The following is a 23,442-nucleotide window of genomic DNA, read 5'->3' on the forward strand; positions in this document are numbered from 1 at the left end:
CCACACGGGACGGCGGGCGGGGCGAGGCCGCAAGGCCAGCGTCGCCCCCGCGCCCGCCTGAACTCACTCCCCCGCAGCCGCCGCCGTCAGGTTCCCCAAAGCCCCGTTCATCCGCGCCAGATACGGCGCCTCCGCCCCGATCTCCAACCCGCTGAACATGCTTTCCGGCGTCTCCCAGACAATCACGCTGCCTGTATCCGCGCCATGAACCAGCACGCGCAGCGGCAATTGCAACCCCGCCCGGATGTCATCCTGCAACGCGGGCGTGCCCAGCATCGGATTGCCGAATACCAACAATTCCGCATCGACCAATTCCATATCCACCGACGCAGCGCCGCCACCGTGGTTCACCCGCGCAAAGACCGTAGCCCCCGCACCCTCCACCGCGGCCACCAACCGGTCCATCGTTTCGGCCACGCCATCCGCGCTCTGCCGCTCCATGAAGTCATCCGCCAATACGGGGCTTGCGGCCATGATCATCGCTCCTGCCAGGGTCATCAAACGTGTCATCTCTGTCCTTCCCAAAATGCACATACCAATCTCATACATTCACGCATCCGCGCCCGCGCGCCATACACCCTTCCGTGTGGCCGCGTTTCGGCCTAAACCCGCCACCATGTTGAAGACCCGCATCATCCCCTGCCTCGACGTCGCCGAGGGCCGCACCGTCAAGGGCGTCAATTTCGTCGATCTGATCGACGCGGGCGATCCGGTGGAGCAGGCCCGCGCCTATGATGCCGCCGGCGCGGATGAGTTGTGTTTTCTCGACATCAAGGCCACCCATGAAAACCGTGGCACAATGTATGACCTCGCCACCCGCACGGCCGAGCAATGCTTCATGCCGCTGACAATCGGTGGCGGCGTGCGCACCACCGAAGATGTGCGCAACCTGCTGCTGGCAGGCGCGGACAAGGTGTCGTTCAACTCCGCCGCCGTGGCCGACCCCGACTGCATCGCGCGCGCCGCCGACAAGTTCGGCAGCCAATGCATCGTCTGCGCCATCGACGCAAAGACGGTATCGCTTGGTAAATGGGAAATCTTCACCCACGGTGGCCGCAAACCCACCGGCATCGACGCCGTCGACTTCGCCAAGACCGTCGTCGCCAAAGGCGCGGGCGAGATCCTTTTGACCTCCATGGACCGCGACGGCACCAAGGCGGGCTTCAACCTGCCCCTGACCCGCGCCGTCTCCGATGCCGTGAACGTCCCGGTCATCGCGAGCGGAGGCGTCGGCACGCTCGACCACCTTGTTGAAGGCGTCACCGAAGGCGGCGCCTCCGCCGTGCTGGCCGCCTCCATCTTCCATTTCGGCACCTACACAATCGGCGAGGCCAAGGCGCATATGGCCGCCGCCGGGATCCCGATGAGGCTGACATGAGCGAATTGACCCGTCTCGCCGCCACGATCGCGGCCCGCAAATCCGCCGATCCCGACGGCTCCTGGACCGCGAAACTCCTCGCCCAGGGCCCTGAGAAATGCGCCGAGAAATTCGGCGAGGAAGCCGTCGAGGCGATCATCGAAGCCGTCAAAGGCGACCGCGCGGCCCTTGCTTGCGAGGCCGCCGATGCGCTCTACCACCTGCTGGTGATGTGCGCGGCCCGCGACGTGAGCCTGGCCGATATCGAAGCGGAACTGACCCGGCGTTCTGCCCAATCGGGCCTCGCGGAAAAGGCGTCGCGTGGATAATCCCGACACGATCTATTTCTACGCCCAGACCGATCCTTACGCGGAATTCTCCAATTTCGCGCCCTACGGCGTCGAGATGGAGGGCACTTATTGGCGCACGGTCGAGCATTACTTCCAGGCGATGAAATTCCACGATGCCGCGTATCGCGAGCGGATCCGCACGGCCTCCAAACCCAAGGATGCCAAGGCCCTCGGCATGACCCGGCACCTTCCGATCCGCCCCGATTGGGACGCGGTCAAGGATGGCATCATGTACACCGCCGTCTCGCGCAAGTTCCGCACCCATCCCGCGCCCCGCGCCCTGCTACTGGCGACCGGTGATGCCGATATCGTCGAAAACGCGCCGATGGATTATTACTGGGGCGGCGGGCAGGATGGCACCGGGCTCAACAAACTGGGTCGCATCCTGATGCGCGTCCGCTCAGACCTGCGCGCGGGCTAGCGCGCTGACGGCTTCGGCCAGACGCCGCGCAGCAACGCCGCAAGCCATGCGCCCGTACCCAACAGGACCAAAGGCAGGGCAAAAAAGGCGTTCAACTCGGGCACCCAGGCGACCTGCACCATCGCCGCCTGCACCGGGATCGCGACCACCGCGATCATGCCGCAGGCCAAGACGCGCCAGCCCGGGAAGCCGCCCAGCCCCATCCCCTCCGGTCGCCCCTTTCCCGAGCGCCACAGGGCCAGCACGCTGATCCCGATCAGCAAAGGCACCGCCAGCGACACCGGGAAAAGCGGCACGGCCCAGACCACGGCCCAGACCAGCGCCGCCTGCGCCGACAGCACCCACAAGATCCAATCCGGCACGCGCGACGCGCCCGCAGGCACATGGCCCAGAACCAGATGCCCCAGCCCGATCATCGCGCTTGCGATCAGGATCTGCACCGAAAAGGAAAGTCCGGCCCCCGGTGCGGCCACATCTTCCGCCAGTTCGGTCCAGCCATAGGCCCCCCAAAGCCCCGCGACCGCGCCAATCGCCGCGCAGGTGAGGACGCTGGCCAAAAGCCCCCGCCGCAACGCCCATCCCAACGCCACAACCCCGCCCATCACGCTGAGCGCCATGTGCCAGGCCAGTGGCGTCCAGGCCAGCGAGAGCGGCACCGCCTCGTAGGTCTGATCGACGACGACCCCCTCGATCAGCCATCCGAAAATGCCACCGCCCAGGACGAACGCGACCCAACCGCGCGCGCCCGATCGCTCCACCAGAAGCGCCGCCAACAGCGCGCAGAGCGCATAGAAGACGACCAATCCTGCAATCGTCTCCGCCTGCACCGGCCAGAACATCAGCTCCGATACCGGCACAACGATAAGCCCCAATCCGATCGCCAAAACCATAGCTTTGCGCATGCGCACTGATCCTTTCTAAAACCGGCACTAATGTGCGCCGAGCGCCAGATGTGCGCGCAGGATGCACTACAGAAAAACTACAAAAAAACGACAGAAAAATTCATAGCTTCGATGAAATGATCCCCGTGTTGAACCCGCCCATGCGCAGCTCGCCGAAAAGGCGCTGATATTCGATCTTCGGGCACCGGTTCTGGATCACCGTAAGGCCCTCGGCCTCGGCCCTTGCGGCGGCCTCGGCATGGGTCACGCCGATTTGCATCCAGATCACCGACGGGCGCACGGGCAAGGCCAGCGCGGCCTCCACAATCGCGGGCACGGCCTCGGGGCGGCGGAAGATATCGACCACGTCGAAGGCCTCGGGGATATCGGGAAGATCGGCGCGAACCTCTTGTCCAAAAAGGGTTTTTCCGGTGTGGCCCGGATTGACCGGGATCACCTTGTAGCCCTTGAGCGTCAGGTAGCGCGCAACGTAATGCGAGGGCCGCACCGGGTTCGGAGAGACACCCACGCAGGCAAAAGATTTCGAGCGGGTCAGAACATCGCGCAGCACGGCGTCGGAGGGGGATTCGGTCATGCCGAGAGGATATCAAAGAAAAAAGGCGCCCGCAGCGGTAACCCGGCGGGCGCAGTTACGGAACGAGGGACAGTGATGGGCGCGCGGGGTTCCGTCCCGCGGCGCCTGTCAAAGATATGGGGTCGCCCCACTGCCCAGAAAAGGGGCGCAACAAAAACGTGATCACAGGCCATTTTAGCCAAGCAATACAGGCCAATTCGCATCCCCCTCCGCGATCGCATCGGGCAGGTCATTCAACCAACGGCGGCGGATGCGCCGCGAGTAATTCAGGAACAAACGCCCGTCCACGACCGACCAGGCTTCGGACACTGTGCTGGCCACATAGCCGCGCGCCGCCGCAAAGGCGCAATAGCCGCCATATGCCGGCGCGTAGGCCCCGGGCGTGGCCTCGAACAGGGCGCGGTTCTCGTCGTTGGCGAAGTGCCAGGTGGCGCCATTCCAGTCCAGCGCATGCTCTGCCAGACCGATCACCGGATCGTCATCTTCGGCCAGCGCGAGTTGGAACCCGGTCCGGTGCGTTCGTGACCGCGCGTCAGAACGGTATCAGTCGAAGATATCTTCGATGACGTCGAACGCCTCCTCGAAGACGTCCTTTGCAATCCGCTTCCACATCGGCTTGCGCTTCTTCTTGCGGCGGCTCTTCAATTCGGGCTTGGGCAGGCCACGGCCATGGGGCGCGGGCCGTTGCGGGGAGCGCTTCGCCTGCGCCCGCTTTTCGGGTGGCTTGAGCCATTTCATCTCGTGCAATGGCGCGCCGCAGGCCCCGCAGGCCAATTCATGCCCGTCGCGCGCCGCGAAATTCAGCGTCTGACGCCGACCGCAATACGAACAGGTCGCGATCTTGGTGTTCTTCGGCATGCGCCACTACTCCCTTGTCAGGGCATATAGGGCAACTGCGGCAGCATTTGAGACGTTGAGCGATCCAAAATCGCGCGCGAAGGGGATTTTTGCCAGAACGTCGCACAAATCCCGCGTCCGCTCACGCAGGCCAGGCCCTTCGGCCCCCATGACCAGCGCGACGTGGGCCTCGGCATGGGTTTTCGCGACCTCGTCAATGGTTTGCGCGGCCTCCTCGGCCAAACCGACCATCCAGAAACCATCGGCCTTGAGCGCTTCCATCGCGTCGCCCAGGTTACCGATCCGCGCATAGGGCATCCGTTCCAACGCACCGCTTGCGGTCTTGGCCAATGCCCCTGTCTCAGGCGCCGAATGCCGCGCGGGCGCGATCACCGCAGTCGCCCCGAACACCTCCGCCGAGCGCAGGATTGCGCCCACGTTGTGCGGGTCACTGACCCGGTCGAGCATCACCACCACCGCGCGCCCGTCCGCGCCCCGCGCCAACGCGCGCCAATCGCCCCAATCGAGGGGTTTGACCTCGACCGCGGCCCCTTGATGGACAGAGCCTGGATCAAGCGGGACGGGAAACCGGCGTGGATCGGCAATCTCGGGCGTGATCCTTCGGGCGGCGACCGTCTCGGACAGCTTGTCGGCGGCATTCTTGCTGACCACCAGCCGCAGCACCTCGCGGTTCGGATTGGCCAGCGCGTCGCGCACCGCATGCAGCCCGAACAACCAGATGGTTTCCGCCGCCGCGGCCCGTTTCCCGCGTTCCTTGTCGATCACCCATGTCGGTTTTTTTGCCATAGGCCACCCATACAAGCGCGCCGCGTGAAGGCAAGCGCGCATTCCCGCTTGACCCCCCCATCGTGCGTGGATATTTCGCAGCAATGTTTCGCGCAACGCGTTGAAATGGGTGACAGGCCGCAAGGTGTGGCAGGGGACTGTAACTCCCTCGAGGCGACTCACGCCTGGTTCGATTCCAGGGTCACCCACCATTCCCCCCTCATTGTTTGATGGTACGGCCGGCCCCGGTTGGAACTGCGCTGTCATGGTCGGGGTTCCGGCGATCAGTGATCGTTTTGCGCGGCTCCCGCCGCAAGGCTTGTTTTTCACGCACCGTAAGCCGAAAAAGAAACAGCCCCCGATATCGGAGGCTGTTCCAAGCGGTACCTTAGTGGGCCGGGGACCCGGATCACTCTTTGGACAGGCTTCCTTCGCCATGACCCGCCATGCCACCCGAGACTTCTTCGGTGGCCTCCGCGGCCAGGTCTTCGGGCAGAACCAGGTTCAATACAATCGCGATCAGCGCCGCAGGCAGGATGCCCGATGTCGCCAGCACCTTGAGCGTGTCCGGCAGGTGCTGCAGGGCGCCTGGCTCAAGCTGAAGGCCCAGACCCAGCGACAGGGAAATCGCAAAGATCACCATGTTGCGCCGGTTCCAGTTCACATCCGACAGCATCGAGATGCCGGCGGCCACAACCATGCCGAACATCACGATCACACCGCCCCCGAGCACTTCGATCGGCACCGTCGAGATCACCGCACCGACCTTGGGCATCAGACCGCACAGGATCAGGAACAGCGCCCCGATGGTCACGACATGGCGGCTCATCACGCCCGTCATCGCGATCAGGCCGACGTTCTGGCTGAACGAGGTGTTGGGAAGCGCGCCGAAGAGGCCCGAGGCCGCCGTGCCGATGCCGTCGGCAAAGGTCGCGCCCTGGATCTCCTTGTCGGTGGCCTCACGACCCGCCCCGCCCTTGGTGATGCCCGACACGTCGCCCACGGTTTCGACGGCCGAAACAAACGACATCAGGCAGAAGCCGATGATCGCAGCAGCCGTGAACTCGATCCCGAAGTGGAACGGGTTCGGAAGCGCGACGGTCGCGGCATTGCCGACATTGCCGAAACTCACCATGCCCATCACGTAGGCGACAGCATAGCCGACCAGCAAACCGACCAGCACCGCAGAGACCGAAAGCATGCCACGGGTGAAGAACTTCAGGCCGAGCGTGACAAAGATCACCACCATGGCCACGGACCAATTCTGCAGCGATCCGTATTCCTCGGTGCCAACCGCAGGCACGCCACCGGCAGCGTATTGAACCCCGACTTTCACAAGCGCCAGACCGATCATCGTGACCACAAGGCCCGTGACGAGCGGCGGCAGCGCAAAGCGCAACTTGCCGATGAACAAGCCAAGCACCGCGTGGAACAGTCCGCCCACAACAATACCGCCCATCAGAACGGACATCGCCTCGACCCCCTGCCCCGCCACAAGCGGGATCATGATCGGGATGAAGGCAAATGACGTGCCCTGCACAATGGGCAAACGTGCGCCCATTGGGCCGATGCCAATGGTCTGGATCAACGTGGCGAGACCCGCGAAGAACATCGACATCTGGATCATGTAGATCATCTGCGGAAAATCGGGGCTGTTGGAGCCAAAGCCAAAGCCCGCCGCACCGCACCGCACACGATGATCGCCGGTGTCACGTTTGACACGAACATCGCCAGCACATGTTGAATGCCAAGCGGCACTGCCTTGACCAGCGGTGGGGTGTAATTCGGGTCGCGGAGTTGCTCCGGCGTTCCGATCGAAGTGTCAGCCATGGTATTGTCCTCCCATATGACTGTGATCCTAAGGGGTCGTGATGACGAACACCGGCTCCTCCAACCGGTGCTCCTCAAGGTTGTCTCCGCTTCCGATGCGGTCGATTACGGCGAAAAGGCCGGATCCGGAGATCGGGGCCAGCACGCCATGCCAGGTGTTGCGCGCGATGTTCACGGCCACGTCGTTGGTGGCCAGGAAGGCCGACGCAGGGCCGGGGCGCCCGCCCTCATCGGGGGCGACGATCACAAGGAACGCGGCCTGGGACATCGGAATGAAGCATTGCGAGCCGAGCGGGTGCCGCTCCAGCAGGTTGCAGCGATAGGGCATCTCGCGCAGCTCGGCCTGAAACAGGCTCATCGCGATGCGCCCACCCGTCTGATCGAACCGGGCAAGGTCCGAAAAGCGCCGGCACAATCCTTCATTGATCATCTGCGGCGGAACCGTGTCGGTCTCGATCACATCGCCAAACGGCGCGAAAGCCTTGGCCGTGATCGGGCGCGCGGTGATCTGAACCCCGCGCGCCTCGGGACGCGCGCTCACAGCTCTAGCCCGACGTGGCGGTTCACGTCCTTGTAAAGCAGATAGCGGAACATCTCGTCACCCGTCGCAATACAGGCCTGCGGGCAGAACGCGCGCAGCCACATGAAATCGCCGGGGCCGACCTCCACCCAATCCTCGTTCAGAAGATAGCGCGCCGTGCCCTGCAGTACGTACAGCCCGTGCTCCATGACATGGGTTTCGGCAAACGGGATGCGGCCACCGGGGGCGAAATTCACGATGTTGACGTGAAAGTCGTAGCCCATGTCCATCGGATCGAAAAAACGCTGCGTGGCCCAGGTGTTGTCCGCCCCCGGCATTCCGTTGGCCTCGATCTCGGTCTCGTGGCAGATGATCGGTTCCGGCACCAAAACGCCGTCGATCTTTTCGTAGGTTTTCCTGATCCAGTGAAACCCGGCGATTGTGTCGCCGATATTCCAAAGCTGCCACGGCGCGCCGGCGGGCAGATAGGCAAAGGATCCGGCCCGCAGCGCATGTGTTTCCGTCCCGATGATCAGGCGCAGATCCCCCTTGGCCACGAAAATCGCGGCCTGCGCGTTGAGATTGGGCTCTGGCGTGGCAGACCCACCGCCGGGTTTCAGCTCCACCGCGTATTGGGCGAACGTCTCGGCAAAGCCGGTCATCGGGCGGGCAAGGATCCAAGCCCGGTGATCCGTCCACCCCGGCAGGAAGCTCGTCACGATATCGCGCTGGGTTCCGGCGGGCACGACCGCATAGGCCGACTTGAACACAGCCGTGCCGACCGGATCTGCGGCAGAGTCCGGCATGCCACCGGGCGGGAAGGCGTAAGTCGTCGCATGGGTCACGGACGGATCCCCTGTTGATGGCGCGGACCGGGGGTCATGGTCATTGGAACAGCTCGTTGAGGCGGTGATAGGCGATCCGCTCGACCTGATGGCAGGCTTCTGCAAACTCTTCATCACGGCTGTTGTTGAGGCGGGTCTGGAACGCCGCGAGGATGCTGGCCTTGTCGTGGTCACGCACCGCGATAATGAACGGAAAGCCGAACTGTTCGACATAGGTCGCGTTCAGATCGGTGAAGGTCTGGCGTTCCTCATCGGTCAACGCGTCGAGCCCGGCGGAGGCCTGCTCGGACGTAGACGCCTCGGTCAAGCGCTTGGCCTGCGCGAGCTTCCCGGCGAGATCGGGATGCGCGGTCAGAACGCCCAGACGCTCGTCTTCGGAGGCCAGGCGAAACTGGATCGTCAGGGCCGAATGAATGCCCGTGAGCCCATCATGGGCCGGTCCCAACTCCCCGGCGAAAGCGCGTTGCGCAATCCAGGGCGAATGCTCGAAAATACCGCCGAACGTGTCGACGAAACCGGCCTCATCCATGGCCGTCGGACGCAGTTTGGCGGGCTGGTAGGGGTGATGCGCGGCCCAATGCGCCGCAATATCCACGCGGCGCGCGACCCAGACATCGTCATGGGATGCAACGTAATCGAGGAACCGTTCGAACGCCGCTGCACGACCCGGCCTCCCGACAAGGCGGCAGTGCAAGCCAACGCTCATCATCTTCGGAGACCCGGCCTGCCCTTCGGCATAGAGCTTGTCGAAGCTGTCCTTGAGATAGGTGAAAAAGTGCTCGCCCGTGTTGAACCCCTGCGGTGTCGCAAAGCGCATGTCATTTGCGTCAAGTGTATAGGGGATAACCAATTGCACGCGCTCGCCCACCTCGATCCAGTACGGCAGATCGTCGTCATAAGTGTCTGAAACGTAGGCGAAACTGCCATCTTCCGCGATTAGGCGCACGGTGTTTTCCGAACACCGCCCCGTGTACCAACCCCGCGGCGGCGTGCCCGTGACGGCCGTGTGCAGGCGCTTGGCCTCGGCAATCTGGGCGCGCTCTTCGGCCTCGGGCATGTCCTTGTGCTCGATCCATTTCAGCCCGTGGCTGGCAATCTCCCAATCGGCCTCAACCATCGCCGCAACCTGCTCGGGCGAGCGGGCCAGCGCGCTCGCCACGCCGTAGACGGTGATCGGCATTTCGCGGCGTATGAACATGTCATGCATCCGCCAAAACCCGGCCCGCGCACCGTATTCATAGATCGATTCCATGTTCCAATGCCGCTGCCCCTCCCAGGCAGCGGCGCCCACGATCTCGGACAGAAACGCCTCCGACGCCGCATCGCCATGCAGGGTGCAGTTTTCTCCGCCTTCTTCGTAATTCAGAACGAATTGAACGGCGATCTTTGCCCCGCCGGGCCAATTGGCCACCGGCGGACGCCCCCCATATCCTGACATATTGCGACTATATCGTTGCAAAGCGCTCTCCCACTTCTATCTTCGCATAAACCGTGATGAAGATTTGGTCTTTCAAGAAAATTTTGAAAGACTTTCCACGGTTCTTGCATTTCCAACGATCGGGACATGCCGCAGATCTGTCGCGAGGTTAATCAAAAGGTGCACCATGGCTGGCTATCTTACGACCCACGTTCTGGATACGGCAAAAGGCAGCCCCGCCGCGGGCCTGCGCATCACGCTCTACCGGATCGACGGGGAGGCGCGGACCAAACTGGCCGAGGCGGTCACAAACGCCGATGGCCGGACCGATGCGCCGATCCTGCCGCAGGACGCGTTTTTGACGGGGACGTTCGAGTTGGTGTTTGAAGCCGGCGATTACTTGCGCGCGATGGGGGCCCCGACCGATTTCCTCGACGTGATCCCGCTGCGCTTCATTATGACAGAGCACGACCATTACCACGTGCCCCTGCTGCTCAGCCCGTTCAGCTTCAGCACCTATCGCGGCAGCTAGGCCCCCTCATCCCAATTCGGCTTTCAGCTTTTCTGACATGAATTCAATGAAGAATCTGCTCTTGGGGTCCTGGTTCTTTCGATGTGGATACAGCACCGCCAGTTGGGCATCCGGCGGCGGTGAGGCCTCGCAAACCCGCACCAATGCGCCGCTCTCAAGATGGTGCTGCACCTCGAACGTGGGCTTGTTCACAATCCCCCGCCCATCCAGCGCCCAGGCCGTCAACACATCGCCGTCGTCGCAAGCATAGGGCCCGGAGACATCGAAGTTCTGATAGCCGTCGGTCGTGTTCAAGGCCCACCGAAATTCCGTTGAGCCGGGAAACCGCAACAGCAGGCAATCGTGGTTCTGCGTGATCAAGTCCGATCCATGCTCCGGATGGCCCTTGCGCTTGATGTAATCCGGCGCGGCGCACAACACCCGTGGGAACGTTGCGATGGGCCGCATCATCAACCCGGAATCCGGTGGATTTCCGACCACAAACGCCACATCCAGCCCTTCCCCCGCCACGTCCAACGCCCGATCCGACAGACGGAGCCTTGTGTGAACCTCGGGGTAATTTTCGCGGAACAGCGCCACGTTCGGTGCGATCAGGCGCCGTCCTATCCCAAGTGGCGCGGATACGAAGATGGAGCCTCGGGGATTGAGCGTGATCTCATGGATCGCCGCCTCCGCCTCTTCCAAAGCGTCGAGCACTTTCAACGCCTTGGGGTAGAAAATCCGCCCCTGTTCGGTGGGCTGTATGGACCGCGTGGTGCGCGTGAACAACCGGATCCCCAATTGCTTCTCGAGCTCTCCGATCCGGCTTGAGGCCACGGCGGCCGAAACCCGCAGATCGCGCGCCGCCGCGGACATGTTCTCCAACTCGTAAACCCGCGTGAACATTCTAATATTGTTGATGCTGGCCATGGATTGTTCGGCTTCATTTGAAACTGATCCGGATAATCAGGAATTATCATATAGCAGCCCCGCCGTATAGCGTCCGAAACAAAGCTGGGAAGGATACCGCTCATGTATGATTTCGCCGTGTTGATGGATTGGCTTGCCTTTGCCTTCCGTTGGCTGCACGTCATCACCGCCATGGCGTGGATCGGGGCGTCGTTCTACTTCATCGCACTCGATCTGATGCTCAAACCCGCCGACGATCTGCCCGAGGGTGCCACCGGCGAGGAATGGGAGGTCCACGGCGGCGGCTTTTACAACACCGTGAAATACAACGTCGCCCCCGCGCGGCTGCCCGAGCATCTGACCTGGCACAAATGGCAAAGCTATTGGACCTGGTTGTCCGGTGCGGTGCTTTTGATGCTGGTCTATTGGGGCGGAGCCGAGATGTTCCTGATCGACTACGACAAGATCGAACTGACCGCCTTTCAAGCGATCCTGATCTCGGGCGGATCGCTGGCAATTGGTTGGGTGCTCTACGATTTCCTGTGCAAAAGCGCGCTTGGCAACCACCCGACGGCCTTGATGCTGCTGCTGTTCGTGATCCTCGTCGTGATGTCGTGGGGCTACAATCAGGTCTTCACGGGGCGCGCCGCGCTGCTGCATCTGGGGGCCTTCACCGCCACCATCATGACGGCGAATGTCTTTTTCATCATCATGCCGAACCAGCGCATCGTGGTGAAGGATCTCAAGGACGGCCGCGTGCCGGACGCCAAATATGGTAAGATCGCCAAGCTGCGGTCCACGCACAACAATTACCTGACACTGCCGGTTATCTTCCTGATGCTGTCGAACCATTATCCGTTGTCGTTCGGGACCGAATACGCCTGGATCATCGCGTCGCTTGTGTTCCTACTGGGCGTCCTGATCCGGCATTATTTCAACTCGATGCATGCGGGCAAAGGGCGGCCGCATTGGACATGGGGTGCCAGCGCGGTGATTTTCGTCGCGATCATGTGGCTCTCCGCGATCCCGATGTATCGCGATTACGATTACGAGGCCGAGGTCATCGTGCCCGAGCCATTGGACTATATCGTCGCCTCCGCCGGGTTCGACGACGTGCGCAACACTGTGCTGGGGCGGTGTTCGATGTGCCATCAGGCGGAGCCGGTCTGGCCCGGCCTGCACTGGCCCCCGCGCGCGGTGCGGCTCGACGATGACGCGCAGATCGCGTTGAATGCGCGCGCCATCTACCTCCATGCCGGCCTGAGCCATGCGATGCCGCCCGGCAACATCACCGGCATGTCCGATGAAGAACGACGGCTGATCGTGCAGTGGTATCGCGGGCTCGACGCCGAGGTGGCAGAGCTGGCCAACTGAGCCCGTCCTGTCCCCCGCACCTGACGAAAACCTGCCCCCGCCTGTCGCGCTTTGACCAGACCGCGCACGCGCCCCGCCGCACTCTTCCCGGGCACAGACCGCGGAAGGACCCACAGAATGAAGACCCATGCGCAGGCCGTTGTCATCGGAGGCGGCGTTGTCGGCTGCTCGATCCTCTACCACTTGGCGAAAGCGGGTTGGAGCGATGTGGTCCTTCTGGAACGCGATGAACTGACGTCCGGGTCCACTTGGCACGCCGCCGCCAACATCCACGGGCTGCACGACAGCACCAACATCTCGCGGCTGCAGCACTACACGATGAACCTTTACAAGGAGTTGGAGGCCGAAACCGGCCAATCCTGCGGCGTCTTTCAACCCGGCTCTCTCTACCTCGCGCAAACCCAAGACCGCGAGCACCAGCTCCGCCTACAAGAGGCCAAAGCGCGCCGCTACGCGATGAATTTCCACGAAGTCTCCCGCGATGAGGCCGAGCGCCTGCACCCGCTGGTCGATTATGACGGTGTGCGCTGCATCATGTTTGAGCCCGACGGCGGCAACGTCGACCCGTCCGGCGTGACCAATGCATACGCCCTTGGCGCGCGCCAACGCGGCGCCGAGATCATTCGCTTCTGCCCCGTCACCGGGACCGAGCCGCAGCCTGACGGGACCTGGATCGTGCGCACCGAAAAAGGCGATATCCGCACGCCCTGGGTGGTGAATGCGGCAGGCCTTTGGGCACGAGAGGTGGCCGCAATGGCGGGGATCGAACTTCCCCTGATCCCGACCGAACACCAGTATTTCGTGACCGAAACCATTTCTCAGATCGCGGACATGGACCGCCGACTGCCGTCCGTCGCCGACCGGGACGGTGAATATTACCTGCGCCAAGAGGGCCAGGGCCTGCTGGTCGGCGCCTATGAGCGCGACATGCGGTTCTGGGCCGAGGATGGCACGCCGCAAGGCTTCGGACACGAACTGTTCGCCGATGATCTCGAGCGCATCGAGCCCAACATGATGCGCGCCATCGACCGGGTGCCTGTGGTGGGCGAGGCCGGGATCAAACGGGTGATCAACGGCCCGATGATCTGGTCGCCCGACGCCTCCGCGCTGTTCGGTCCGGTGCCGGAACTCAGGGGCTATTTCTGCTGCAACGGGATCATCCCGGGCTTTTCGCAAAATGGTGGTCTGGGCAAACTCGCCGCCGAATGGATGGTGGAGGGCGAGCCGTCGCTCGACCTTTTCGGCTGGGACCTTGCGCGCTACGGCCATTGGGCGGGCAAGGCCTTCACCAAAGCCCGCGTCGAAGACCAATATGCGCACCGCTTCAAGATCCACTTCCCCGGCGAAGAACGCGACGCCGGCCGCCCCGTTCGCACCCGCCCGGCCTATGCCATGCAGGCCGACATGGGCGCAAAATTCGGCTTGAACTACGGCTGGGAACACCCTGCATTCTTTGACGCATCGGTGGATGACAGCGCCGGATTTGCGCGCCAACCCTGGTGGGATGTGGTTGGTCGCGAGGCCCGCATGCTGCGCGATGCGGTCGGCGTCATCGACATTTCAAACTTTGCAAGATACCGGGTGCGCGGCGCGGGGGCCGCGGCCTGGTTGGACGCACTTTTTCCCAATCGGATGCCCGGCATGGTAGGCCGATCCTGCCTGACCCCGTTGATCGGCAAGCGCGGCGGTGTGGCGGGCGATTTCACCGTCACGCGCCTTTCGGAGGATGAATTCTGGGTGCTCGGAGGCGGCGCTGCGGAACGCTTTCACCAGCGCTTCTTCCGCGCGCTCCCCCTGCCCGATAGCACCACATTCGACAGCCTGACTGAGGCAACCTCCGGCTTCAACGTCGCGGGCCCGCAGGCACGCAACCTACTGCAACGGCTCACAAACGCCGATCTGTCGAACGCAGCCTTCCCGTTTTTCCGATCGCAACGCATCAATGTCGCGGGCGTGGATTGTGTCGCGCTTCGCGTGTCGTTCACCGGCGATCTGGGGTGGGAATTGCACTGCGCCGAGGCAGATCAGGTCAACCTTTACACCGCCCTTCTTGAGGCCGCCAAAGCCCTGGACGGCGGACCTGTCGGCAGTCGAGCCCTGATGTCGCTGCGGCTTGAGAAAGGCTATGGCTCCTGGGGTCGGGATTATTCGCCGGAGTACTGGCCGCAGGAAAGTGGGCTTGATGGTCTGATCAAGCGCGGCAAGGATTTCCTCAACAAGGACAGCTGGTTGAAGGTAGCGGCGCGCCCTGCCCGCGAAGAAATGGTGTTGCTGTCGATCGACGCAGATCAGGCCGATGCCAGCGGCGGCGAACCGATATTCCTGCCTGACGGCACGCCCATCGGGCAGGTCACCTCGGGGGGATACGGCTACAGCGTGGCGCAATCGCTCGCGCTGGCCTACATCAGGGCGGGCAGCGCGCGCGCCGGAGATGTCGTACACGTGTCCCTCCTGGGCCAGCCTCATACGGCCCGCCTCCTCGCAGAGCCTCCGTTCGACCCCAAGGGCCTGCGTTTGCGCGACCTGTCCCCTGAACCCGCGCTTTAAACCCGTTGGAAGCGGACGGGAATTGCCGCTATAGTCGTGCGAAAGACCGAGCAGCGGACAAACTCGATGGCGAAACCGCCAGAAACGCGCCCTTTCAACGTTATGATCGTTGGCCAGAACGGTCGCCTGCAATACGAAGCGGCGCTGTTTGTGGCCTCGTTCCGGGCGGCCAACCCCGGCTTTTCGGGCCGCCTGTTCGTGGCCGAGCCGCAGCCGAATGGCTGTTGGTCCCGCGACCCCCGGATCGCTGATCCAGCCGTGCGCGCGCTTTTGTCAGACCTTGGAGCAGAGATACTTCCGTTCGAAAACAAGCACTTCGGCGAGAGCTATCCCTATGGCAACAAGATAGAAGCGTTAAGCGCCCTGCCAAAGGGTGAGCCGTTCGTGTTCTTTGACACCGACACGCTGGTGATGGGGGATTTGACCGAGGTTCCGTTCGATTTCGCCAAACCCTCCGCCAGCCTGCGGGTCGAGGGCACGTGGCCGAAGGTTGAGCTTTATGGTCCGGGCTACACCGCCATATGGTCAGCCCTTTACGACCTGTTCGACCTCGATTTCGAAAGCTCGCTCGACCTCTCGCAGCCCGACGAGCACTGGCGCCGCTACCTCTATTTCAACGCCGGTTTCTTCTACTACACCTGCCCCCACGCCTTCGGCCAGAAATTCGCCGACTACGCCACCACGATCCGGGATCATGGCCCGGCCGAGATCGTCTGCCAAACCCTCGATCCCTGGCTCGACCAGGTTGCGCTACCGCTTGTGATCCACTCATTCGGGGGCGGGCGGGACGCGCTGCAAGTCGGGTGGCTCGATGGGAACACCACGTGCCACTACCGGTTCCTGCCGCTGCTTTATGCGCGCGAGGGACAGCACGTGGTCGATACGCTCGAAGCGGTCACGGCCCCCAACAAGATCAAGAAGGTGCTCAAAGGGTATGAGCCGATGAAGCGCATGATCTACCACGGCAAAGGCCAGAAGGCCCGTGCGCTGTTCGACCGTGCCAACCTGCCCCGCCGTGAACAGGCAATCCGAAACACGCTGAAACGCGAGAAGCTCTGGCTGCGTTGATCGCCACACCGAACAACAACCGCACAACCGGGTTGCCGCTGTCGTGCGCCCGAAAAAGCGAAGTAAATGAATACCGGCGGTCGCGCACGAAAAGACCACCCAACATAAGCAGGGTGGCCCCAGTGCAGATCAACACCGAAAGCGCCTCTGAGATCAGCGCGCGATCTTACCCCGCGCTGGCAGGTTCTTCCTTCGCCTTTTCCGCGTAGATCATCAGCGGCTGCGCCTCGGAGGTCACGGCGTCGTCGTTCACGACGACCTCGCCAACTCCATCGGCGCCCGGCAGGTCAAACATCGTATCCAGCAAGATGTCTTCCATGATGGAGCGGAGGCCACGTGCCCCGGTCTTGCGTTCGATCGCGCGCTTTGCAATCGCACTCAACGCATCTTCGGTGAAGGTCAACTCCACATCTTCCAACTCGAACAGGCGTTGGTATTGCTTGACCAGCGCGTTCTTCGGCTGGGTCAAAATGGTGACCAGCGCATCTTCATCAAGGTCTTCCAAGGTCGCGATCACCGGCAAGCGCCCGACGAATTCGGGAATAAGGCCGAATTTCAGCAGATCCTCAGGTTCGAGGTCCTTGAAGTATTCGCCGACCGATTTCGAGTCCGGGTCGCGAACATCGGCCCCGAAGCCCATGGCACTTCCCTTGCCGCGCTGCGCGATGATCTTGTCGAGGCCCGCGAATGCACCGCCGCAGATGAACAGGATGTTCGTCGTATCCACTTGCAGGAATTCCTGCTGCGGATGTTTGCGCCCACCCTGCGGCGGCACAGAGGCCACGGTGCCTTCCATGATCTTCAGAAGCGCCTGCTGCACCCCTTCGCCCGAAACGTCGCGCGTGATCGAAGGGTTGTCGGACTTGCGCGTGATCTTGTCGACCTCGTCGATATAGACGATGCCGCGCTGCGCCCGGTCCACATTGTATTCGGAGGCCTGGAGCAATTTGAGGATGATGTTTTCGACATCTTCCCCGACATACCCCGCCTCGGTAAGCGTCGTTGCGTCGGCCATGGTGAACGGCACATCGAGGATGCGCGCGAGCGTTTGCGCCAGAAGCGTCTTGCCGCAACCCGTGGGCCCGATCAGCAAGATATTCGACTTCGCCAGTTCAATCTCGGATTTCCCGGAATGGTTCAGGCGTTTGTAATGGTTGTGCACCGCGACCGACAGCACGCGCTTGGCGTGGGATTGACCGATCACGTAATCGTCCAGCACACCACAGATCTCTTTCGGGGACGGGACGCCGTCTTCGGATTTCAAACCCGCCGATTTCGTTTCTTCGCGGATGATATCCATGCACAATTCGACGCATTCATCGCAGATGAATACGGTCGGGCCCGCGATCAGTTTGCGGACTTCGTGCTGGCTTTTTCCACAGAACGAACAATACAGCGTGTTCTTGGAATCGTTGCCGGAGTTACTTGCCATCTCGTCTACCTCGTGCGCGCCATCAGGGGCGGAATGGCCCCTTCAGGGTCGGTGCTGGACCCGAGTTTGGGCAAGCCTAGAACAGCCCCGCCCGGGCCACAATCGCAAATTCCGGAACAATCCCGCTCCGTCTTACACGGATGCGCGAGCGCCTCAGCCCTCGTCCGCAGTCCGGTTTTCGACGATTTCGTCGATATGGCCCCATGCCTTTGCTTCTTCCGGCGACATGAAATTGTCGCGTTCCAGAGCCTCAAAGATGTCTTTTGTACTCTGACCGGTGTGTTTTTCGTAAATACCGATCAATTTATCTTTGATTTTCTGCGTTTCCTGCGCGTGGATCATGATGTCCGTGGCCTGACCCTGATACCCGCCCGAGGGCTGGTGAACCATGATCCGGCTGTTGGGCAGGCTGAACCGCATGCCCTTTGCGCCGCCCACCGACAGGATCGACCCCATCGATGCCGCCTGCCCGACCACAAGGGTCGAGACGGCGGGTTTGATGTATTGCATCGTGTCGTAGATCGACAAACCGGACGACACCACACCGCCGGGCGAGTTGATATACATGCTGATTTCCTTGGACGGATTCTCCGCCTCAAGGTGCAAAAGCTGCGCCACGATCAGGTGGCTCATACCGTCATGGATCGGGCCATTGACGAAAATGATACGCTCTTTCAGCAGACGGCTGAAGATGTCGTAGGCGCGCTCGCCACGGCTGGTCTGTTCGACCACCATGGGAACGAGGTTGTTATACGTCTCAATCGGATCTTGCATCGTGCCTGCCTCTCACGTGTCGCGTTTCGAGAGTGAGTCTTATGTCCGCCCCCGTGGGCCTGCAAGGGCAGGTCGGGTCGAATTCGCTGCGGTTGATTATCCTGGCCTTAGGAATAATTCGCCCTGCCATGACCGAGTTGTTCCCCCCGACCCGCCTTGAAGCCCTCTCCCGGCTGTCGTCCTTCGTTCCGAGGGCCGGGCGGGATTACGCGACTGGACGCAATTACGACCTGCCGGAGAAGGGGCATCCGCATGTCAGTCAGCTGTCTCCTTACCTGCGCCACCGCCTGCTCACCGAAGCGGAGGTCTGCGAAGCGGTGCTGGGACGTTACTCGCTGAGCAGTGCGGAAAAATTCATACAAGAAGTTTGCTGGCGCAGCTACTGGAAGGGTTGGCTTGAACTGCGGCCGCAGATCTGGGCCGATTATGCCAATGCGGTCAACATGTTGGATGAGGATGTTCATGTCGCAACGGCAGAGGCCGGGCAAACCGACATCGACGCGTTCAACGCCTGGGCGCAGGAGTTGGTCGAAACCGGGTATCTGCACAATCACGCCCGGATGTGGTTCGCCTCGATCTGGATTTTCACCCTCGAACTGCCGTGGCAGGCCGGGGCGGATTTCTTCATGCGCCACCTGCTTGACGGGGATCCCGCGTCAAATACGCTCAGCTGGCGTTGGGTCGCGGGGCTGCAAACACCCGGCAAACACTACATCGCGCGGTCGTCCAACATCTCGAAATATACCGAAGGACGCCATAACCCCGAGTGGCGCCTGAACACGCAGGCCGACCCGCTGTCCGGCCCGCCCCATCCCGAGCGTCGGGCGCTGCGCGATCCGGGCGAGGTTCAACCCGGTCTGCGCACCGGCATCTTGCTGCACGAAGATGACCTGTCTCCGAAATTTCTCCTCGAGGCCTTGCCGGATGCGCCAGTCGCGGCCGCGGCCCTTCTGTCGCCCGCCCGCCGCTCGCCCGGAACGGTCAGCGCGAAAATCCTCGGCTTTGTCGATCAGGCCGCGGCCGACACGGTGGATCGATGGCAGGATCGCTTCGGCGCGCGTGGACCGATTGAAACGTCTGTGGATAAGATCGCGGAGTGGGCCGTGACGCAGGGGTTGGAACAGGTCGCTGCCCCCTTCGCGCCGGTCGGCCCCGCCGGGTCGAGCCTAAGATCGCTGCGCAAACGTCTCGATGCCGAGGGGATCACCCTGACCGAGGTGCGCCGCACCTGGGATAACGCCGCCTGGCCCCATGCAACGCACGGATTTTTCCGGTTCAAGAAGACAATTCCGGATTTGGTCGCCAAACTAGGTGCCGAAACTGAATAGAGGTTCGAAAAAGGTGATTATTTGGCTACTTCGGGAAGCTGATCCATTTTTTGCATTCTAATTATTCAATTTCTGGACGGCAAAACTGTGGATAACTACCGCTTTCGATAGCGAAAAACGCCCGTTGCGGTCGCGATGAGCTCCCGCAAGTCGTCGCGCACCTCCCCCGAGGCGAAAAAGGTCGATTTTCCACCGCCCGTCTTGCGCGCTGTTGCGATCAATCGCGTCCCCTTGGGGCGCGACAAGTAGTTCACGTTCAACGAAAGCGTCAGCGCCATTTGCCTGACCTCAGCATCGCCTGTGTAGCACCCCGCATAGCCCATCGCCGTATCCAGAAGCGTTGCGTGCACCCCTCCGTGGGGAAGGCCCTGCCGGTTCGTCAGATGCGGCAATAGCGGCTGTTCAACCATCGCTTCGCCTTCGGACCAAGCGGTCAGCCGATACCCCAGATGCGCCTCCAAAGCGTAGGGTTCTTCGTTCAGATCCGGGTCGAAACTCATCCCAAGGCCTCCAAGCCCGCCTCCGCGTAAAGGGGCACGAACGCGCCAAGTTTGCGCCCGCGCTCCGGGTCCGAAGCGTTGCCATCCAGGGCGCGCTTCGCCACGCCTTGCAGGATCGCGCCCATGCGAAAGAAGCAAAACGCAACATAAAAGCCAAAGTTATCAATCCGCGCGATACCCATCCGTTCACAATAGGCGGCAACGAATTCCTCATCGGAAACAAGTCCTTGCGCCGCGCGATCGACGCCGCGAAGGCCGCGTCCCTGATCACCGGGTGGCATTTGCCATTGCATGATCACACCGGCCAGATCGGCGAACGGATGGCCGAGCGTCGACAATTCCCAGTCCAAAACCGCCCGCACCCGCGGCGCTTGTGTATCGAACATCAGGTTGTCGATGCGGTAATCGCCATGGACCAGCGTCACGCGGCCATCATCCTCGGGGCAGGTCCGGTCGAGATCCACCATCAGGCGGTCCATCGCGGCGATCGGTTGCGTTTCACTCGCCCGATATTGCCCAGACCAGCGGTCGATTTGCCGTCGGAAATAATTCCCCGAGGGTCCATAATCCGTAAGGCCCACTGCCGTCAGATCAACCGAATGTATTGCCGCAAGAACGCGCCCTATCTCTTTGCAGTATATCAATCTTTCCAACTTATCCACACCACCCAGTCGCGGGTCATCGAAAACGCGTCCGGTGATGTGCTCCATGACGTAAAAGGTCGCGCCGATCACACTTTCGTCTTCACACAACGCATGCACATCGGCCACCGGCACCTCGGATGTCGCGAGTGCGCGTTGCACCCGGAACTCCCGGTCCACTGCATGAGCGGATTTCAGCAGCTTTCCCGGCGGCTTGCGACGCAAAACGACCGCGCCCGACGCGCCCTCAACCAGGTATGTGGGATTCGATTGCCCACCGGAGAATTTCGTCGCTTTATGAGGGCCTTGCAGCCTGACATTTTCCTCGAGCCAGGGTCCCAACCGCGCGAAATCAAGGCTCATGACGCTGCGTTGGAATACTTGCGCAGTTCCGCGCGCGCCACCTGCCGGCGATGCACCGCATCGGGTCCATCCGCCAGTCGCAGCGTGCGAAGATCGCAATAAAGTCGCGCCAGGGGGGTGTCCTGGCTCAAGCCCGTCGCCCCGAACATCTGCATCGCTTCGTCCACCACCTTCAAAGCCATCAGAGGCGCCACGACCTTCACCTTGGAAATCCAGGGCTGCGCCGCGCGCACGCCCGAATTGTCCATCATCCACGCAGCCTTCAGACACAAAAGGCGCGACATCTCGATCTCCATCCGGGCGTTGGCAATGATGTCATAATTCGCCCCCAGATCGACCAGGCGCTTGCCGAATGCTTCGCGCGAAAGTCCCCTTTTGACCATCAATTCAAGGGCATACTCGGCACGACCAATGGCGCGCATGCAATGGTGAATACGCCCGGGCCCCAACCGTCCCTGCGCCACTTCGAACCCGCGCCCCTCGCCCAGAACCACCGCCTCGGCGGGGACGCGCACGTCGGTGAAGCGGATATGCATGTGCCCATGGGGCGCGTCGTCGTGGCCGAACACCTCCATCGGGCGGAGTTTTTCGATTCCGGGACTGTCGGAGGGCACCAACAGCATCGTGTGTCGGGCGTGTTTGGGTCCTTCCGGATCGGTACAGGCCATCACGATATATAGCATACAGCGCGGATCACCGGCGCCAGTTGCCCAATATTTCTCGCCGTTTAGGATGTATTCTTCACCTCGTCGTTCGCATTCTAATGAGATTTGCGTGGCATCGGAGGACGCGACTTGCGGCTCCGTCATCAGATATGCGGACCGTGTGCGCCCTTCCATCAGGTCCGGAAGCCAGCGCGCCCGCTGTTCAGCCGTCCCGTACCGTTCCAGCACTTCCATGTTGCCAGTATCGGGCGCGTTGCAATTGAAGATCTCCGGCGCGATCGACACCGCCCCCATCTCCTCCGCCAGATAGGCATATTCCACCGTCGACAGGCCAAAGCCTCGCTCCGACTCCGTCAGCCAGAAATTCCACAACCCCTCTGCACGGGCCTTTTCTTTCAAGGACTTGAGGATCTCCACCTGCCGGTCCGTCATCGCAAAACGATCCCCCGAGGGATGCTTGCCGACCTCCGCATGATATTCCCCATCCAACGGCGCAATCTCGTCGCGCACCATGCGGCGAACCGCTTCGATCAGCGGCTTCACCCGTTCAGAGACACCCAAATCCATCTACAATCCCTCCCGTGCGGCGCGATACTCGCGCTCCAACCGGTCCACCAATGCAGCCACCGGTTCGACCGACTTTACCGCTCCGATCCCCTGACCCGAGCCCCAGATCTGGCTCCAGGCCTTCGGTTTTGACGACCCGCCGCCGAAATTCATCGACGCGGCATCCGCGCTTGGCAAAGCGTCCGGGTCCAATCCCGCCGCCGCGATAGACGGCTTCAAGTAATTCCCCGAAACACCTGTAAACAAAGCAGATGTCACGATGTCTTCCGCGCCGCCGTCGACAATCATCTGTTTGTAGTCGGGCATCGCGTTGGCCTCTTCCGTCGCGATGAAGGGCGAGCCGACATAGGCCAGATCCGCCCCCATCGCGCGGGCCGCCAGCACCGCGCCGCCCGTCGCGATCGACCCGCTGAGCAACAGCGGCCCGTCGAACCATTCCCGGATTTCTGCGACCAGTGCAAACGGCGATTGCGGCCCTGCGTGGCCACCCGCCCCCGCCGCAACCGCGATCAAGCCATCGGCCCCCTTATCAATCGCCTTCTTCGCAAAGCTGTTGTTGATCACATCATGGAGCGCGATCCCACCGCAGGAATGCGCGGCCTCGTTCACCTCGACCCGCGCACCGAGCGACGTGATCCAGATCGGAACCTTCCATTTCGCGCAAATCTCAAGATCCCGCTCCAGCCGCGTGTTAGACCGATGTACGATCTGGTTCACTGCAAATGGGGCCGCGGGCGTGTCTGGGTTGGCCTGGTTCCACGCGTCCAATGCCTCGGTGATCCGCTTGAGCCAGACCTCCAACATCACCGGATCGCCTTCCGCCTCGCGGGCATTGAGCGCGGGGAAAGACCCCACGATCCCCGCGCAACATTGCGCAATCACAAGCTCCGGCCCCGACACGATGAACATCGGGCTGCCCACCAC

At 62.1% G+C, this 23,442-nt stretch carries 24 protein-coding genes, 1 tRNA gene and 1 pseudogene; 9 read left to right on the top strand and 17 right to left on the bottom strand.

Annotated elements, in window-relative coordinates; translation table 11 throughout:
- Positions 1–63: 63 nt before the first annotated feature.
- A complete protein-coding gene (locus tag V8J83_RS06395; protein WP_339984639.1) occupies positions 64–510 on the bottom strand; it encodes a DUF302 domain-containing protein in 447 nt (148 codons plus the stop codon).
- A gap of 106 nt (positions 511–616) precedes the next feature.
- Here V8J83_RS06395 and hisF point away from each other — a divergent pair, with 106 nt between their 5' ends.
- The 3 genes from hisF to ybiA are packed head-to-tail and all read left to right on the top strand — an operon-like array spanning position 617 to position 2,128.
- Positions 617–1,378: an imidazole glycerol phosphate synthase subunit HisF gene (gene hisF / locus V8J83_RS06400; protein WP_339984641.1), complete on the top strand. Its 762-nt coding sequence runs from the start codon at positions 617–619 to the stop codon at positions 1,376–1,378.
- Positions 1,375–1,686, top strand: a complete 312-nt coding sequence (locus tag V8J83_RS06405; RefSeq protein WP_339984644.1) for a phosphoribosyl-ATP diphosphatase — start codon at positions 1,375–1,377, stop codon at positions 1,684–1,686. The genes hisF and V8J83_RS06405 overlap by 4 nt, the downstream gene beginning before the upstream one ends.
- Positions 1,679–2,128 carry a riboflavin biosynthesis intermediates N-glycosidase gene (gene ybiA / locus V8J83_RS06410; protein ID WP_339984646.1) on the top strand — a complete coding sequence of 150 codons (450 nt, stop codon included), beginning with the start codon at positions 1,679–1,681 and terminating at the stop codon, positions 2,126–2,128. The genes V8J83_RS06405 and ybiA overlap by 8 nt, the downstream gene beginning before the upstream one ends.
- Here ybiA and V8J83_RS06415 read toward each other — a convergent pair.
- The 5 genes from V8J83_RS06415 to rlmB all read right to left on the bottom strand — a co-directional run bounded on the left by V8J83_RS06415 (position 2,125) and on the right by rlmB (position 5,248).
- Positions 2,125–3,030, bottom strand: coding sequence for a hypothetical protein (locus tag V8J83_RS06415; protein WP_339984648.1), 906 nt, complete (start codon positions 3,028–3,030; stop codon positions 2,125–2,127). The two genes, ybiA and V8J83_RS06415, sit on opposite strands and share 4 nt — an antisense overlap.
- Before the next feature lie 100 nt (positions 3,031–3,130).
- Positions 3,131–3,604 carry a CoA-binding protein gene (locus V8J83_RS06420; RefSeq protein WP_339984650.1) on the bottom strand — a complete coding sequence of 158 codons (474 nt, stop codon included), beginning with the start codon at positions 3,602–3,604 and terminating at the stop codon, positions 3,131–3,133.
- A 174-nt stretch (positions 3,605–3,778) separates the two neighbouring features.
- Positions 3,779–4,096, bottom strand: a complete 318-nt coding sequence (locus V8J83_RS06425; RefSeq protein WP_339986010.1) for a YHS domain-containing (seleno)protein — start codon at positions 4,094–4,096, stop codon at positions 3,779–3,781.
- 51 nt (positions 4,097–4,147) lie between these two features.
- Positions 4,148–4,462: a hypothetical protein gene (locus V8J83_RS06430; RefSeq protein WP_339984651.1), complete on the bottom strand. Its 315-nt coding sequence runs from the start codon at positions 4,460–4,462 to the stop codon at positions 4,148–4,150.
- A 6-nt stretch (positions 4,463–4,468) separates the two neighbouring features.
- Entirely contained in the window at positions 4,469–5,248 is a 780-nt protein-coding gene (gene rlmB, locus V8J83_RS06435) for a 23S rRNA (guanosine(2251)-2'-O)-methyltransferase RlmB (RefSeq protein WP_339984653.1), read from the bottom strand.
- A 107-nt stretch (positions 5,249–5,355) separates the two neighbouring features.
- Here rlmB and V8J83_RS06440 point away from each other — a divergent pair.
- Positions 5,356–5,439, top strand: a tRNA-Tyr gene (locus tag V8J83_RS06440).
- Positions 5,440–5,636: 197 nt separating this feature from the next.
- Here the strand turns inward: V8J83_RS06440 and V8J83_RS06445 are convergent.
- The 4 genes and pseudogenes from V8J83_RS06445 to puuE all read right to left on the bottom strand — a co-directional run bounded on the left by V8J83_RS06445 (position 5,637) and on the right by puuE (position 9,881).
- Positions 5,637–7,057 (bottom strand): annotated as a pseudogene (locus V8J83_RS06445) (uracil-xanthine permease family protein).
- A gap of 28 nt (positions 7,058–7,085) precedes the next feature.
- Complete coding sequence (locus V8J83_RS06450; RefSeq protein ID WP_339984655.1) at positions 7,086–7,598, bottom strand: ureidoglycolate lyase; 513 nt, start codon at positions 7,596–7,598, stop codon at positions 7,086–7,088.
- Complete coding sequence (locus tag V8J83_RS06455; RefSeq protein ID WP_439649776.1) at positions 7,595–8,383, bottom strand: bifunctional allantoicase/(S)-ureidoglycine aminohydrolase; 789 nt, start codon at positions 8,381–8,383, stop codon at positions 7,595–7,597. Before V8J83_RS06455 ends, V8J83_RS06450 begins: the two co-directional genes overlap by 4 nt.
- 79 nt (positions 8,384–8,462) lie before the next feature.
- Complete coding sequence (gene puuE, locus V8J83_RS06460; protein ID WP_339984659.1) at positions 8,463–9,881, bottom strand: allantoinase PuuE; 1,419 nt, start codon at positions 9,879–9,881, stop codon at positions 8,463–8,465.
- Positions 9,882–10,026: 145 nt separating this feature from the next.
- Here puuE and uraH point away from each other — a divergent pair, with 145 nt between their 5' ends.
- Positions 10,027–10,371, top strand: coding sequence for a hydroxyisourate hydrolase (gene uraH / locus V8J83_RS06465; protein ID WP_339984661.1), 345 nt, complete (start codon positions 10,027–10,029; stop codon positions 10,369–10,371).
- A 6-nt stretch (positions 10,372–10,377) separates the two neighbouring features.
- On the opposite strand, the gene V8J83_RS06470 is transcribed toward uraH, so the two are convergent.
- The gene (locus V8J83_RS06470) at positions 10,378–11,280 is read right to left on the bottom strand and encodes a LysR family transcriptional regulator (RefSeq protein WP_339984664.1); all 903 of its coding nucleotides are present in this window, start codon (positions 11,278–11,280) and stop codon (positions 10,378–10,380) included.
- A 102-nt stretch (positions 11,281–11,382) separates the two neighbouring features.
- Here V8J83_RS06470 and V8J83_RS06475 point away from each other — a divergent pair, with 102 nt between their 5' ends.
- From V8J83_RS06475 to V8J83_RS06485, 3 genes are all read left to right on the top strand, one after another.
- A complete protein-coding gene (locus tag V8J83_RS06475) occupies positions 11,383–12,633 on the top strand; it encodes a urate hydroxylase PuuD (RefSeq protein WP_339984666.1) in 1,251 nt (416 codons plus the stop codon).
- A 117-nt stretch (positions 12,634–12,750) separates the two neighbouring features.
- Entirely contained in the window at positions 12,751–15,180 is a 2,430-nt protein-coding gene (locus V8J83_RS06480; protein ID WP_339984668.1) for a GcvT family protein, read from the top strand.
- A gap of 102 nt (positions 15,181–15,282) precedes the next feature.
- Positions 15,283–16,248, top strand: a complete 966-nt coding sequence (locus V8J83_RS06485; protein WP_439649753.1) for a GT-B fold glycosyltransferase domain-containing protein — start codon at positions 15,283–15,285, stop codon at positions 16,246–16,248.
- A gap of 166 nt (positions 16,249–16,414) precedes the next feature.
- Here V8J83_RS06485 and clpX read toward each other — a convergent pair whose 3' ends face one another.
- Both clpX and V8J83_RS06495 read right to left on the bottom strand, forming a co-directional pair.
- The gene (gene clpX / locus V8J83_RS06490) at positions 16,415–17,680 is read right to left on the bottom strand and encodes an ATP-dependent Clp protease ATP-binding subunit ClpX (RefSeq protein ID WP_339984672.1); all 1,266 of its coding nucleotides are present in this window, start codon (positions 17,678–17,680) and stop codon (positions 16,415–16,417) included.
- Between the two features lie 153 nt (positions 17,681–17,833).
- Complete coding sequence (locus V8J83_RS06495; protein ID WP_339984674.1) at positions 17,834–18,454, bottom strand: ATP-dependent Clp protease proteolytic subunit; 621 nt, start codon at positions 18,452–18,454, stop codon at positions 17,834–17,836.
- Between the two features lie 128 nt (positions 18,455–18,582).
- On the opposite strand from V8J83_RS06495, the gene V8J83_RS06500 reads away from it, so the two are divergent.
- Positions 18,583–19,782, top strand: a complete 1,200-nt coding sequence (locus tag V8J83_RS06500; protein ID WP_339984676.1) for an FAD-binding domain-containing protein — start codon at positions 18,583–18,585, stop codon at positions 19,780–19,782.
- Between the two features lie 95 nt (positions 19,783–19,877).
- Here the strand turns inward: V8J83_RS06500 and V8J83_RS06505 are convergent, their stop codons facing one another.
- From V8J83_RS06505 to V8J83_RS06520, 4 genes are read right to left on the bottom strand one after another with little or no spacing between them, the layout of a single operon-like run.
- A complete protein-coding gene (locus V8J83_RS06505; RefSeq protein ID WP_339984678.1) occupies positions 19,878–20,282 on the bottom strand; it encodes a PaaI family thioesterase in 405 nt (134 codons plus the stop codon).
- Positions 20,279–21,286: a phosphotransferase family protein gene (locus tag V8J83_RS06510; protein WP_339984680.1), complete on the bottom strand. Its 1,008-nt coding sequence runs from the start codon at positions 21,284–21,286 to the stop codon at positions 20,279–20,281. Before V8J83_RS06510 ends, V8J83_RS06505 begins: the two co-directional genes overlap by 4 nt.
- Entirely contained in the window at positions 21,283–22,518 is a 1,236-nt protein-coding gene (locus V8J83_RS06515; protein ID WP_339984682.1) for an acyl-CoA dehydrogenase family protein, read from the bottom strand. Before V8J83_RS06515 ends, V8J83_RS06510 begins: the two co-directional genes overlap by 4 nt.
- Positions 22,519–23,427 (bottom strand): NAD(P)H-dependent flavin oxidoreductase, encoded by a 909-nt coding sequence (locus V8J83_RS06520; RefSeq protein WP_339986013.1) that lies wholly within the window; start codon positions 23,425–23,427, stop codon positions 22,519–22,521. It lies immediately after the preceding gene.
- Between the last annotated feature and the right edge of the window lie 15 nt (positions 23,428–23,442).

It is taken from the genome of Gymnodinialimonas ulvae, from assembly GCF_037543845.1.
GTDB lineage: Bacteria > Pseudomonadota > Alphaproteobacteria > Rhodobacterales > Rhodobacteraceae > Gymnodinialimonas > Gymnodinialimonas ulvae.